The organism is Kluyvera sp. Awk 3 (assembly GCF_028069715.1).
In the GTDB taxonomy this organism is placed as follows: domain Bacteria; phylum Pseudomonadota; class Gammaproteobacteria; order Enterobacterales; family Enterobacteriaceae; genus Kluyvera; species Kluyvera georgiana_A.
This window is the reverse complement of record NZ_JANEWH010000122.1, coordinates 1-13,526: the sequence shown is the minus strand read 5'-3', so window position 1 is coordinate 13,526 and position 13,526 is coordinate 1. Positions and strand designations below refer to the sequence as shown.

The following is a 13,526-nucleotide window of genomic DNA, read 5'->3' as shown; positions in this document are numbered from 1 at the left end:
AATGATTACTATTCGCATCTACAAAACGTAGCGCCATGACGCTGCGAAGGCTGAAGCCATGTGAGCAGTAACAATTAAGTTCATCAAAGGGAGTCGTCATGTCATTACGTCAATTGTCCGCACCGCGCCTGCGCCGTTCTCTGTTGTTGAGTGCCTTACTGCTGGCGGGAAGCTTTAGCGCGCAGGCCGCAGAGGAAATGCTGCGTAAAGCGGTCGGTAAAGGGGCATATGAAATGGCCTACAGCCAGCAGGAAAATGCGCTGTGGCTAGCCACCTCACAAAGCCGTAAAACGGATAAAGGTGGGGTGGTGTACCGCCTGGACCCGACTACGCTGGAAGTGACCCAAACGATCCATAACGATCTTAAACCGTTTGGTGCCACTCTGAACTCGCAGACCCAGACGCTGTGGTTTGGCAACACCATCAACGGTGCTGTCACCGCCATTGATGCGAAAAGCGGTGACGTGAAAGGGCGTCTGGTGCTTGATGGCCGTCAACGTAGCGAAACGGTGAAACCGCTGCAGCCACGTCAGCTGGCGGTGAATGAGAAGACCAACACCGTGTATATCACCGGTGTTGGGAAAGAGGGCAGCGCAGTATGGGTGGTTGATGGCGATAAAATCGCGCTGAAAACCACAATCGAAGGCACCGGCAGCTTCGGCACCGGGCTGGCGGTTGATGCGGAGAAACAGCGCCTGTACGTGACGAACGCCGACGGCGAGCTGGTGACCATTGATACCGCGAGCAACAAAATCGTCAATCGTCAGAAATTGCAGGACGATGGCAAAGAACACTTCTACATCAACCTGAGCCTGGATACCGCCGGTCAGCGCGCCTTTATTACCGACTCGAAACAGCCGGAACTGCTGGTGGTGAACCTGAAAGATGGCAAAGTGTTGTCGAAGGTGGATACCAAAGAAGGGCTGGCGGTGCTGTTTAACCCGACGCGTAATGAAGTCTATGTTACCCAGCGCAAAGCGGGCACCGTGACGGTTATCGACGCCAAAGATTACAAGGTGACCAAAACCATTCAGACCCCGACCTTCCCGAACAGCCTGGCGCTGTCTGCCGATGGCAAAACGCTGTTTGTGAGCGTGAAGCAGGAATCTACTCGTCAGAAAGAGGCGACCGCCCCGGATGATGTGATTCGTATCGCGCTGTAACCTTTAACGGGAGACGGTCGACGTCTCCCGTATCCTGCTAATTTATCTTCTGTTACATCCGGTTTATTTCATTTTGCGCCATCGGGCATACAATGCACCCACTTAACCCCACGGTGGGTAGAAGAATGAACGGAGAAACCATGAAAAAATCTTTATATGCGCTGTGTGCGGGCCTGATGGTTCTGGCGCTGGCGGGTTGCACCACTAACTACGTGATGACCACCAAAAGCGGACAAACGATTGTGACGCACGGCAAGCCGCAGCTGGATAAAGAGACCGGTATGACCAGCTATACCGATCAGGACGGCAACGCGCGAGAAATTAACAGCAGTGACGTGGCGCAACTGGTCGAAGATAACTGATTACGCTGACCTCAGCGGCCGCGTTTACGATACTCTCCCGGCGACATGCCAAACCGCTGTTTGAAGGCGGTGGAGAAGTGGCTGTGGTCGCTGAACCCCCAGCGGTAGCCAATTCCCGCCAGCTTTTCATCGTCGTGCGCGCTCAGCAGCGCCTGGGCGCATAAATCTAAACGGCGATTTTTAATATATTGCGCCACCACCAGACCTTTATCAGCAAACAGCCGGTACAGGCTACGAACCGACATCCCGGTTTCGCTGGCCAACCATTCAGGGCGCAGATGTTCTTCCTGAATAGCATCGTCGATCAAGCGCATGATTTTTTGATACTGCTTCTCTCGCCGCGAGGGCTGGACATCTTGTTGATGCAGCATCGGACGCAGCAGGCAGACCATCGCATCGAGCGCCGCTTCGCTTTCGCTGGCCGAAAGTTGCGGGCTGCTCATACTCTCATGCAGCAGACGTTGGCTGAGCTGTACCATCGGTAGCGATTTATCCAGACGGGTGGCGACGCGAATTCCGCTGCCGCGCAGCTGGTTTTCCAGCAGTTGGCGAGGCAGCAACAGCGAGACCTGACGCGAGGTTTGCTGCCAGAGAATAGAACAGGGACGCGAAGCATCAATCAGCGTCATGTCGCCGCTTTGCAGGCACACCTGACGATCGTCCTGCTCAATGCTGGCTTCGCCGGAAAGCTGAAAAACGGTATAGAACCAGGCGTCATTGCCGCCGCGGATCTCCTGACGCGTGCGATACAGATTGACGTTGCGGGTGGTGACGGTACTGAGCTTCAGGCTGCCCGCATAGCTGGTATCAATCTCGCCGTGGAAGTCGCCTTCCAGCGGACGTGCGGCAAAATGCCCGCAGACCTGATTAATCTTCGCCAGCCAGTCATGATACGTCTCACCGCCTTTTACCGCTGCCATACGTCATCTCTGCAATGAAAATGTGATGTTATTGTTGCATTTGTGTTTCTTTAAACAAGGCTGTTCACAGGAATATATGAAAGAACTATTACCTGCGACACACTTCTGCCAACGCAATCTGCTTAATTGCGGCGTCTGTCACAGCCGCACAAGCGAATGTCACAGAGACAAAAGCGACTTCTTCAGACCCGCCGTAGACTGAAATGACTAACCGCGAAGAATAAGGAGACGATATGTCCTCAGCACAGGTAGCGCTGCTCCCAGGCGTGCAGCAATTTTTAGACCGTCAGCATGGCCTGTTTATTGATGGCGCGCAGCAGGCGGCGCAGAGTGAAAAACGTCTCACCGTTTGGGATCCGGCGACCGGCAAAGCGATTGCCACCACGGCTGATGCCAACGCGGCTGACGTTGATCGCGCGGTGATGTCCGCCTGGCGCGCGTTTGTTTCCCGCAGTTGGGCCGGTCGAACGCCTGCGGAACGTGAACGTATTTTGCTGCGTTTTGCTGACCTTGTTGAACAGAACGGCGAAGAACTGGCCCAGCTGGAAACGCTGGAGCAGGGCAAATCGATCAATATCTCCCGCGCTTTCGAAGTGGGCTGTACGCTGAACTGGATGCGCTACACCGCCGGATTAACCACTAAAATCAGCGGCCGCACGTTGGATGTTTCCATTCCGTTCCCGCCGGGCGCGCGCTATCAGGCGTGGACCAAAAAAGAGCCGGTCGGGGTGGTTGCCGGTATTGTGCCGTGGAACTTCCCGCTGATGATCGGCATGTGGAAGGTGATGCCCGCGCTGGCGGCGGGCTGCTCTATTGTGATTAAGCCATCCGAAACTACGCCGCTGACGCTGCTGCGCGTGGCTGAACTGGCTATCGAGGCCGGGGTGCCGGAAGGTATTTTCAACGTGGTCACCGGTAGCGGCGCCGAGTGCGGTGCGGCGTTAACCTCGCATCCACATGTGGCCAAGGTGAGCTTTACCGGCTCGACCGCCACCGGCAAACAGATTGCCCGCGTTGCCGCCGACAGGCTGACCCGCGTCACGCTGGAACTGGGCGGGAAAAACCCGGCGATCGTCCTGAAAGACGCCGACCCGGCGTGGGTGATTGAAGGGCTGATGACCGGCAGCTTCCTCAATCAGGGGCAGGTGTGCGCGGCCAGTTCACGCATCTATATTGAAGCGCCGCTGTTCGACACCCTGGTGAGCGGTTTCGAGCAGGCGGTGAAATCGCTGCAGGTGGGGCCAGGTATGCTGGAGACCACACAGATTAACCCGGTGGTTTCTCAGGCGCACTGCGCTAAAGTGGCGGCTTATCTGGACGAGGCACGTAAACAGAATGCAGAGCTGATCGCCGGCAACGTTGGCCCGGACGCGCAGGGTTTCTACATTCCGCCGACGCTTGTTATCAACCCGGACGCCAACCTACGCTTAACCCGCGAAGAAGTGTTTGGCCCGGTTGTGAACCTGGTGCGCGTCACCGACGGCGAAGAGGCCCTGCGCCTGGCCAACGACAGCGACTTCGGCCTGACCGCCAGCGTCTGGACCCGCGACCTGACCCAGGCGCTGAACTATACCGACCGCCTGCAGGCCGGCACGGTATGGGTCAACAGCCATACGCTGATTGATGCTAACTTGCCGTTTGGCGGCATGAAACAGTCGGGCACGGGGCGTGATTTTGGCCCGGACTGGCTGAACGACTGGTGTGAAACCAAGTCGGTGTGCGTTCGTTACTGAGTGATGCCGGGTGGCCTACGGTTGAGGCGATACTTAAACCTATCGCCATAATCTGTAGGCCTGATAAGCGAAGCGCCATCAGGCAACCAAGCGAGTTCCGGTATTTATGCGACAGTCATCATCGCGGGCAACTCGCTTATCAGTTTATCGACGGCCAGTCGGACCTTAAGAGAAGGATGGGGCGTTCTCAGCCATACGGCATAAACTGGCCACGTTCCCGAAGACTGCGCTTTTAATATTTGTTTCAGTTCGCCGTTAAGCAGTTGCTCTTTGACCAGCCAGTAGGGCAGCCAGACAATTCCCGCTCCCGTTAACGCACTGTCTTTTACCGCCTGCATATCATCCATCATGATTCTGGCTGGAGGATTCATCTCGATTGCTTCCCCACGCTCATTTTGCACTCGCCATTTGAGAATGCGCCCGGAATGAATGTAGGCCACCGCCTCGTGTTGATGAAGGTCTTCTGCACAAGTGGGCTCACCGGCGCGGCGGAGATAATCCGCAGAGGCGCAGAAAACCATGGTGTGCGAGGCCAGCTGCCGCGCAATCAGGCTACTGCTGTCGGCCAGTGCGCCGATCCTGACGGCCAGATCGAACCCTTCTTCTGACAAATCAACCTGGCGATCGCTGAACGAGATTTCCAGTATCAGCTGCGGATGTTCTTTTGCCAGCGCCGATAATAGCGGCGCAATACACAAGTGTCCGAGCAGAACAGGAACGGAGACCCGCAGTTTGCCGTTTGCCTGGAGTTTGCCGCTGTCCAGGATATCCTCTGCCGTTTTGATTTCCGCCAGCGCCCGGCGACAGTATTCGTAATAAAGCGAGCCTTCGTCGGTCAGACTCTGGCTGCGGGTGGTACGGCTAAAAAGGGTTACGCCTAATCTTTCCTCAAGCCGGGAGACGGTTTTGGCTACCGCCGAACGCGTGACGTGAAGTTTGGCGGCAGCCTGTGAAAAGCTCACCGATTCAGCCGCGGCGACAAAGACGGGAATACTGTTCAATTCACTTTTCATATTGTTGCCATTCAGGAATCAATCAGAGGAAATACTATCTCCACTGTAGCGTAAAGCGCAATGTTACCATCCATAACATCCGTGATTAACTTTGCAGGAATCGCCATGAACCGTACGATGAAACGTTGGACGCTAAACGAAACCGGACGTCAGAATCTCAAACTCACCGAAGCAGAAATCCCGCAGCCCGGCCAGAATGAAGTCCTGGTGCGGGTGAATGCGGTCGCTCTTAACTACCGGGATAAGGTCATTATTGAAGGGGGAATGGGGAACGGTATTCCCATGCCTTTCACCCCCGGTTCCGATATGGCTGGCGTGGTTGAGGCCGTTGGGCCTGGGGGGACCCGTTTTCGCCCTGGCGATCGCGTGATTTCTTCTTTTAACGCCGACTGGATTGATGGCAAGCTGGAAAATAATGCCGCCAATCCGCATTACAACACCCTGGGGTACGCTATCCAGGGCGTTCTGGCAGAATACGTCGTGATGCGTGAAGGGTGGCTGGTTGCGGCGCCACGAACGCTCAACGACGCGCAGGCCAGTACGCTGGTGTGTGCGGGGCTGACGGCCTGGTTTGCCCTGGTTGAGCGTGGCCACCTGCATGCCGGTGAAACCGTACTGGTTCAGGGGACGGGCGGCGTGGCGATCTTTGTCCTTCAGATTGCCAAAGCGATGGGGGCCGAAGTGTTTATTACCTCATCCAGTGACGACAAGCTGGCCGCAGCGGCGGCCCTTGGCGCTGATCATGGTATTAACCGCAACAAAGAGGACTGGGTTGACGCGGTCTATCGGCTGACTCATCAGCGAGGTATCGATCACGTTGTGGATACCGTTGGTGGCCGTAATTTTGCCGATTCTGTTCGCGCGGTGGCGTCGCACGGTCGTATCTCACTCATTGGGATGATGGACACGCACGACACCTCAGCACCAGGGGGATTACTGTTGCTCAAATCGCCAACCGTTCAGGGGATTGGCGTTGGCCATCGGCGGGCGCTGGAAGATCTGGTTCGTGCCGTTGACACGATTGCCCTGAAACCGGTTATCGACAAATCTTTCCGCTTCGACGAATTACCAGAGGCGCTAAACGACCTCGATAAAGGCGCGTTTGGCAAAATCGTCATTCAGATTAACTGATTGCCGGGGAGGTCACCGCACTAACCGGGATACAGGCGAGCAGGGGACACGCGCTGACGAGTACGTGTCCTACCCCCACGCTTTGTTCTGGATAACGACTCTGTATCCATCGACGTCAACAAATGTCTTCCCGTTCACGTCCCAGTAAGGGTTGAATGATTTTGTCATGATAAAACCGGCATCGGTCATTTTCTGGCAAGCATGCATCCATTCCTTTTCATCCGGATAATAAAGAACGAGTAAATCCTCTTCGGTATGCAGCGGTTGAACCGGATGGTATTCGCAATGAGTCAATTCGATATGCCAGCCTAAGCCTTCCCGGCCTAACATGATTCCGTTGAAACCGTCATGGTCGTTGAATTCAGCAATTTTCTGCAGCCCCAGCCCCTGACTGTACATCAAAAAAGACCGTTCAATATTGGTGACGGGTCTGGCAATACGCATGTGGCTAAACATCGGCGACTCTCCTGGCGAAGATAGGGTATGAACGTGGATATCTTCGATGAGTTTACACGTTAGCCTGCTTTTGATTTGTCGATGAGAGCCTGCCAGATACGCTTAATTCTTGATGTATGAGGTCCATCAAGGGATGGATGATGGCACCTTGCAGAATAAAAGCCGCAAGCAGTGTTCTGCTTACGGCTCCAGGAGCGGTGAGGTTACGTTCTGGTATTCAGGCTGCCTTCACGGCTTTAATTTTTTTACTGTCAGCCGTATCAGACGCTGGAGTGTCGGTTTTCGTTGCGGTATTCATCTCCGGCAGCTTGCTGGTGCGTAAAATATGCTGCACGGTCACTTTCTGCTCGGCGAGATACAGACCAAGATCTTCTGCCTGCGTTTCATCCATCGGCATTCCGCTTTGCAACAGGAAGTCGGTAAACGCTTCTGCCATATCGAGCAGTCTGTCGTGAGCGTCAGCCTCTTTCTTACTGGCAAATGTCATTTTCTCTTCACCTTTTCTTACGACAACATATTTTATTTCAACGGCCATGATTTGCCCCTTACACTGTGATTATATCCAGCATATCAAGTCAGAGGCCGTGTTGCAGCTAAAAATACCCACAGCCGAGCAAGCCCTACCAGAAACCGGAATATAACTTGTTTCAGGAAGACGCTAGAATGGCCTGGTGGTTCTCCCGTATTAACAGCGGCCGCTGACACCGAACATACCCATGGCTATTTGCAACAAATTTGATAAACGGCTTGCATAAAGGAATAAATAATGAAAGTAAGGGCGCTTTGCAGTCTGTTTCTTTTCGCTGCATCATTTAATGCCGCAGCTATTACGCAATTTAAACCGGCGGTCTTAAATGCTGCTCTTTTGTTTGAGCATGATCCAACCATCGGCAACGTCAAACATAGTGTGCAGTGGATTCGGGATGTTAACGGCAAACTCAGGGTGATGACGGAAGTAAGATATGACCGTAACGGCTGTTTTACTCATATCAATATGGTTGACAAGGAGAACACTCGTATTTTTCATTTGGTCAATAAAGAAGGGGCGTTAACCTCTTTTAATGGTCAGCACATTACCGGAAAAATTAATGGTCGCTGCGAAATCACTGAGCTTGAAAATGAAACAGGGCAATATACCCTTAACTACAATATACGTGGGTTGCTTGAGACTATTGTCGATAAAAGTACGGGCGAAGTGGTAGAACGATATGAATATGGCAATAGCCAATTACCCGTACGTATCCGAAACTACCAGGATAACACCGACCAGCGTATTTTTTATCCGTCAGGAAGCGCACAGTTTGTTGATTCAGAAATCGTGTCGAAAAGAGGGGAATCGACTGTGCGCGTGAAACAGAGTTGTTCTTATACTGTTGATGGCAATGCCGATAAATGCTCGCTGATATCCTCTGCAAATGAGGAATATCGTGGCTCAATTCTGTTCTGGGTTTCAAACCACGAAACGGAATATTTCTGATTGGTGCAAAAGCGCGATAGTCACGTATCGCAACGAACCTGTAGGCCTGACAAGCGTTGCGTCATCAGGCCTACAAGCGAAACAACAGCAAAAAGGAACTCAGGCTGATAATGCAATGGACATATCCATGCAACGCAGATCTGTTTGGGCAAGTCTTGATGGGGATGTCGTTTCCTTGATAAACATAAAACCATGTTTTTCGTAGAAAGTTTGCGCGTTTGGTGTTGAGGTTAAGGTTAACTGTTTTAAGCCTCTTTTAATCGCCTCATCTTTAATCGCTTCAATAATCAGACTAGCAAAACCTTTACCAAAATAATCTGGCAATGTAAAAATAGCTTCTACGCTACCTTGGGTAAGATCCAGATATCCCGTGGCTACCAATCCTGCGTCAGGCAGTTCGACAACAAAGAAAGGATTTTCCGTAATAACCTCTCTGTAATGTTCAGGCATAGCTTCAGGCGTCCAGGCCTCAAGCACCCTGGCACAATAGCTTGGTTTACATCCTTCCCGGATAGAAAGATTCCTTATTTCCCAGCATTTCTCTGCCTCTTCAGGTACTGCAAGTCTGATTTTCAATTGTTTTTCCTTTTTGTCTTATTATATTTATAGATTTATCATGAAACGGTTTCGTTTCAACATCTTTGTTCAACAAAAGAGGAAAGCCTGTTCCTGGCACGGAGCGGATAAGCTACCATCATGAGCAGTGAGTCGATTATTCAGTGCAAACGGGGCATAGTCAGTCATCCGTTACAGGATTACGCAGCCCAATCCATCGACACAAAATAACGGTGAGGTCACAAATATGACGCCTACATTGCAAGGATCGCTAGTCACGCTCCGTCCTCTGCTTGAGACAGATGCTCAGCTATTGATTGATGCGGCAGCGGATGGGGAACTCTGGTCCCTGCCATTTACGGTGGTTCCGTCTGCTGACACCGCCGATTCGTACATTCAGAAAGCCCTGAAGGGGCAGGCAGAAGGCACAGTCATGCCGTTTGCGGTAACGCTCTCATCCGACCAACGCGTCATTGGGTCAACACGTTTCTGGAAGCTTGATCGAGAAAACCGAAAACTCGAAATAGGCCACACCTGGTATTCCCAAAGCTGGCAAAAAACAGCTGCAAATACCGAGAGTAAACTGTTACTGCTGCAATACGCTTTTGAGCAACTGAAGTGTGTTCGCGTTCAGTTTACGACTGATGTATTGAATGAGCGCTCGCAGGCAGCCATTCTCCGTATTGGCGCGGTTCAGGAAAGCATCATCAGAAATGAACGCATTATGCCTGATGGTCGAAAACGGACTTCCATACGCTACAGCATAATTGATGATGAGTGGCCGCAGGTTCGGACTAACCTTGAGCACCGCCTTTCCCGTTACAGGGAAGAGAAATAACCTAAGGTTTTGCGGACAGAAGGTCTGCTGTGAGCGAGGAGCTGACATTGTGCTTAAATTATGATGGTTCTGGCAGAATGGGTGTTCAATGATTGCAAGGTGACCACTAATTCAGGTGACGTAAATGTGTAGCAATCCCCCACTTTAGGCCGATACATTTTCCATTAATCAGGTCGATAACAGAATAACTTGCATTGGGGTGAGCATAGCGAGGGAAATTATTGACAGTCCCTTCTTTAAGAATTGCCAGAGTGCCCTGACTGACATGCCCGTGAGACACAATACATATTGTTTGTTGATGTGATGAAGTATCTTCCAGGTTTTGTAAAAAACGCATAACTCGCTGAGAAGCATGCGCCAGTGACTCCCCCCCAGGTGGACAATACTCTGCATCAAGCCTGAATAACGCATTTGCATCGTTCGGATGTTTTTGTCTGAGTAGTCCTAACGACATACCTTCAAACTGACCAAAGGCCTGCTCTTTAAGGGCCGGTTCAGCCGTCAGTGAACAGCGAAAGTGTTCAGCCAAGCTTTGTCCCATTTGCCAGGCACGTCCAAGCGGAGAAGCGTAAACACGCTCTATTTGATACTCACTTGCACTAAACGCTGCTAGTAGGACGGATGTTTCACGCAAACCCCGACAGGTCAAGGAGCTATCGCTGTGCCCCTGAATAATTCCTTCCAAATTCCACTCTGTTTCTGCGTGTCGAACAAGTATCAATTTCATCGTTAGCGGGCCTTGCTCGTTGTTAATCAAAATGTCCCAACAGCGCGATGTCAAACACACACCGTTGAAGCAGCGGAAGACTTTCCTGTTTTGGAAATAATGAACAAGTGTAGCTTATTGCCGTTATGCTGCGGCTCTGGGTGTGAGTCGCTGAATTTTATCCGTAGTTAACTTCCGCTTTTGGCACAAGGTGGACAATGCTGACTGAGCTAAAGGTCCGCTGTGAGCGTGAAGCGGACCTCTGTCATGTTGTCGTAAAAACTCACCGCTTAATCAGGAGATAGCAATACCTCTAGCCCTCAAGCTCCGTCTACTTGAATTGATGGCCTCCAGTAGGCGGAGGCGGCTTTCGCTGAGATGAACGGCGAGTAACTCTGCCGCTTTTTCAGTCTCCTGCGACCTAAGCGCCGCTATTATTTCTTGATGATCTTCCCATGCGGGATTCGATGGTGCTTTGTCGAGCCATCGTGCCCGTGAAAGCCGGCGCAGGGCATCGCTTACCCCTTCGAAAATAAACGCATTTTGACAAAGACGGGCCAGCTGTAGATGGAATCGTGTCCCGGCATCCTCCATCACCTCTTCTGACACATCGGCAGTCTTCGTTTTGAGCAGGTTTTCCAGACCGTTGAGTTGTTCTTCTGTCATCTGGCTGGCTGCTAGTTTTAATGCCGCCACTTCCAGTACTTCCCGGTAAATACATAGCTGTTCAACTTCTGCGACATCGATCGGCGCCACTAACCAGCGCAGCCCATCACGACGGACCAGTCCTTCTGACTCCAGTTTTTGTAATGCGGCTCGCACAGGCGTTCGGGATGCGTTAAACGTTGCTTCAGCCCAGCGCTCGGTAAGTCGTTCTCCTGGCCCCAGCTCCATACTGAGTATCAGTTTTCTTAATTGGTTTTCAACTTCTGATGCTTGACTCATAACAACAATGTTCTCCCGCAAATTGACAGTAAGATGCGCAATCGATATGGTATACCAAATTGGTATACCAAGAAAGAGTGTTTCTATGACCCAATTCTATAACAGCTTCTGGCAGCAAAACCTGCTTGTTTGCTTCATTGGCTCGTTCTCAACGGTCTTCGCAATGACCCTTATGCTGCCGTTTCTGCCTTTGTATGTCGAAGAACTGGGTGTTAGTGGGCATGCCGCGGTCGTGCAATGGTCTGGCGTAGCATTCAGCGCAACGTTTATCACTGCCGGGTTGATCGCCCCTGTCTGGGGGAAACTCGGTGACAGATATGGACGCAAGTCGATGCTCGTGAGAGCCAGCCTTGGCATGGCGGTGACTGTTTCGCTTATGGGGCTGGTGACCAATATATGGCAACTTGTCGGACTCAGGTTGTTAGTTGGTCTGGCTGGTGGCTACTCATCCGGTGCGACAATTCTTATCGCAGTCCAGGCTCCCAGAGAACGTGCAGCCTGGGCGTTGGGGATTGTTTCATCCGGTGTAATGGCGGGCAATCTTATCGGTCCACTTGCCGGAGGGTGGCTACCTGGTCTGTTCGGCATTCGAACCACGTTTTTCTGTGCAGGTGCGCTGATATTTCTGTCCTTTATCATGACCCTCACTCTCATTCGCGAAGAGGTGCAAAAGCCTGAGAATACGCTGGCAAAAACGGCAGTGAGCTGGTCGCAGTTGCCTGCCCGTACTGTCATTATTTGCATGCTTTGCACCGGTCTGCTGCTGATGCTGGCCAACATGTCGATAGAGCCCATTATTACGGTCTATGTGCGAACTCTCGTCAGTGACGCTTCTCAGATAACCAAAGTGGCAGGATATGTAATGGCTGCCGCAGCCCTGGGCAGCATTATTTCTGCATCCTGGCTTGGAAAACTGGCTGACAGGATAGGACATTTACGCATTATCACAATGGCATTGGCGACAGCCGGTTTTCTGCTTATTCCTCAGGCGTTTGTTTCCTCAGGCTGGCAGCTTATTGCTCTGCGTTTTCTTATGGGGCTGGCACTAGGTGGATTACTGCCATGTATGGCGGCGGTAATACGTCATCGTGTACCAGAAGGAATGGTAGGTAGCATCCTCGGTTATTCCGTAGCGGCACAGTTCGCAGGTCAGTTCATCGGGCCGTTGATCGGCGGCTTTGTCGGCGGGCATATCGGTATGCGAGCCGTCTTCCTGGCAACCAGTTGCATACTGCTGCTCGGAGCAGCCTGGAACCTCAAAATTTATCGTCAGTCAGCAACGCGTTGACTGACGGCATTGCCTCTTACCTGCAAATCCCGGAGATTTTATGACGACTCAACTCAGTAATATCAATAAAAATAGCGCGCTGCTGGTAATGGACTTTCAGATGCTCATCCTCAACAACTTCCTCCCGCAAGAGAGTGCCAGGGATGTTATTCGCAACACGGCATCGCTGATATCTACCGCACGCGCAGCTGGCGTAACGGTTATCTACGTGAGTGTCGGATTCCGCAAGGGTTACCCTGAAGTCAGTCACAACAACACGATTTTCTCGTCAATTAAAGAGAATGGCATTTTTATGGTTGATAACGAGAGTACGGCCATTCATGCAGATGTCGCTCCTGAAGAGAATGAAGTCGTCATTGTTAAACGCAGAGTGGGGGCTTTCTCCTTTACTGAACTCGATTTGGTTCTTAGGGCGCAGGGAATAGAAACCTTGATTCTTACTGGCGTCACCACAAGTGGCGTTGTGCTGTCTACCGTAGGGCAAGCTTTTGACCTGGATTACCAGCTTGTGATTGCGAGAGATTGTTGTGCCGATCCAGATCATGACACCAATTTGTTTTTACTTGAAAAAATTCTGCCTCAACATGCTTTTGTTACCGGTTCTGCTGAAATATCAAAAGCCTGGGCATAAAATATCTGATGTCGAAGTACCCACCGTTTGGGTTGTAGAGTTGACCGGAGAAGCGCGATTGCCGGTTATATAAAGTCCGCTTCTGGCACGCAACGGACATTGCTGACTGAGCTAAAGGTCCGCTATGAGAGACAGACGGAAGTAATCACCTTACATCAGAGCTTGCCCATCCACATTTAAAGATTTTTTAAGGGCGGAGCCAACCAATGCCTCACAGTCCTCCACCGAGACTTAGATTTCAGCAGATGGCATACGGCAATAACAATGGATTAAATGTACAAAATGTCTATTATAGACAATAAATACAT

At 51.6% G+C, this 13,526-nt stretch carries 14 protein-coding genes and 1 pseudogene; 8 read left to right on the top strand and 7 right to left on the bottom strand.

The features are described from left to right. The first annotated feature begins 98 nt into the window (after positions 1-98). Positions 99-1,163, top strand: coding sequence for a 7-bladed beta-propeller protein YncE (yncE, locus tag NNN71_RS19765; protein ID WP_167575887.1), 1,065 nt, complete (start codon positions 99-101; stop codon positions 1,161-1,163). A 140-nt stretch (positions 1,164-1,303) separates the two neighbouring features. Beyond that, a complete protein-coding gene (locus NNN71_RS19760; RefSeq protein WP_163449589.1) occupies positions 1,304-1,525 on the top strand; it encodes a YgdI/YgdR family lipoprotein in 222 nt (73 codons plus the stop codon). Positions 1,526-1,536: 11 nt separating this feature from the next. Here NNN71_RS19760 and feaR read toward each other — a convergent pair whose 3' ends face one another. Beyond that, positions 1,537-2,445 (bottom strand): transcriptional regulator FeaR, encoded by a 909-nt coding sequence (feaR, locus tag NNN71_RS19755; RefSeq protein WP_163449590.1) that lies wholly within the window; start codon positions 2,443-2,445, stop codon positions 1,537-1,539. Between the two features lie 233 nt (positions 2,446-2,678). Between feaR and NNN71_RS19750 the strand changes: the two genes are divergently transcribed. Continuing rightward, positions 2,679-4,178 carry an aldehyde dehydrogenase family protein gene (locus NNN71_RS19750; protein ID WP_271459157.1) on the top strand — a complete coding sequence of 500 codons (1,500 nt, stop codon included), beginning with the start codon at positions 2,679-2,681 and terminating at the stop codon, positions 4,176-4,178. A 104-nt stretch (positions 4,179-4,282) separates the two neighbouring features. On the opposite strand, the gene NNN71_RS19745 is transcribed toward NNN71_RS19750, so the two are convergent. After that, positions 4,283-5,191, bottom strand: coding sequence for a LysR substrate-binding domain-containing protein (locus NNN71_RS19745; protein WP_167575886.1), 909 nt, complete (start codon positions 5,189-5,191; stop codon positions 4,283-4,285). Between the two features lie 105 nt (positions 5,192-5,296). On the opposite strand from NNN71_RS19745, the gene NNN71_RS19740 reads away from it, so the two are divergent. Beyond that, a complete protein-coding gene (locus NNN71_RS19740; RefSeq protein ID WP_271459156.1) occupies positions 5,297-6,322 on the top strand; it encodes a zinc-dependent alcohol dehydrogenase family protein in 1,026 nt (341 codons plus the stop codon). 69 nt (positions 6,323-6,391) lie between these two features. Here NNN71_RS19740 and NNN71_RS19735 read toward each other — a convergent pair whose 3' ends face one another. Both NNN71_RS19735 and NNN71_RS19730 read right to left on the bottom strand, forming a co-directional pair. Next, a complete protein-coding gene (locus NNN71_RS19735) occupies positions 6,392-6,778 on the bottom strand; it encodes a VOC family protein (protein WP_163449594.1) in 387 nt (128 codons plus the stop codon). A 217-nt stretch (positions 6,779-6,995) separates the two neighbouring features. Continuing rightward, positions 6,996-7,313 carry a YebG family protein gene (locus NNN71_RS19730; protein ID WP_223802579.1) on the bottom strand — a complete coding sequence of 106 codons (318 nt, stop codon included), beginning with the start codon at positions 7,311-7,313 and terminating at the stop codon, positions 6,996-6,998. A 231-nt stretch (positions 7,314-7,544) separates the two neighbouring features. Here NNN71_RS19730 and NNN71_RS19725 point away from each other — a divergent pair, with 231 nt between their 5' ends. Then, entirely contained in the window at positions 7,545-8,255 is a 711-nt protein-coding gene (locus NNN71_RS19725; RefSeq protein ID WP_163449596.1) for a YnfC family lipoprotein, read from the top strand. A gap of 99 nt (positions 8,256-8,354) precedes the next feature. Here NNN71_RS19725 and NNN71_RS19720 read toward each other — a convergent pair whose 3' ends face one another. Further along, positions 8,355-8,831: a GNAT family N-acetyltransferase gene (locus NNN71_RS19720; protein ID WP_271459155.1), complete on the bottom strand. Its 477-nt coding sequence runs from the start codon at positions 8,829-8,831 to the stop codon at positions 8,355-8,357. 226 nt (positions 8,832-9,057) lie between these two features. Here NNN71_RS19720 and NNN71_RS19715 point away from each other — a divergent pair, with 226 nt between their 5' ends. Next, positions 9,058-9,648, top strand: a complete 591-nt coding sequence (locus NNN71_RS19715; protein WP_163449598.1) for a GNAT family N-acetyltransferase — start codon at positions 9,058-9,060, stop codon at positions 9,646-9,648. A gap of 106 nt (positions 9,649-9,754) precedes the next feature. Here NNN71_RS19715 and NNN71_RS19710 read toward each other — a convergent pair whose 3' ends face one another. Together NNN71_RS19710 and NNN71_RS19705 are read right to left on the bottom strand one after the other, a co-directional pair. Further along, on the bottom strand, positions 9,755-10,375 hold the full coding sequence (locus NNN71_RS19710) for a histidine phosphatase family protein (protein WP_271459154.1): 621 nt from the start codon (positions 10,373-10,375) through the stop codon (positions 9,755-9,757). Between the two features lie 273 nt (positions 10,376-10,648). Next, positions 10,649-11,299: a GntR family transcriptional regulator gene (locus tag NNN71_RS19705; RefSeq protein ID WP_271459153.1), complete on the bottom strand. Its 651-nt coding sequence runs from the start codon at positions 11,297-11,299 to the stop codon at positions 10,649-10,651. A gap of 85 nt (positions 11,300-11,384) precedes the next feature. Here NNN71_RS19705 and NNN71_RS19700 point away from each other — a divergent pair, with 85 nt between their 5' ends. Together NNN71_RS19700 and NNN71_RS19695 are read left to right on the top strand one after the other, a co-directional pair. After that, positions 11,385-12,587 (top strand): MFS transporter, encoded by a 1,203-nt coding sequence (locus NNN71_RS19700; protein ID WP_271459152.1) that lies wholly within the window; start codon positions 11,385-11,387, stop codon positions 12,585-12,587. A gap of 40 nt (positions 12,588-12,627) precedes the next feature. Continuing rightward, positions 12,628-13,219, top strand: a pseudogene (locus tag NNN71_RS19695) (cysteine hydrolase family protein); the annotation flags it as partial. Between the last annotated feature and the right edge of the window lie 307 nt (positions 13,220-13,526).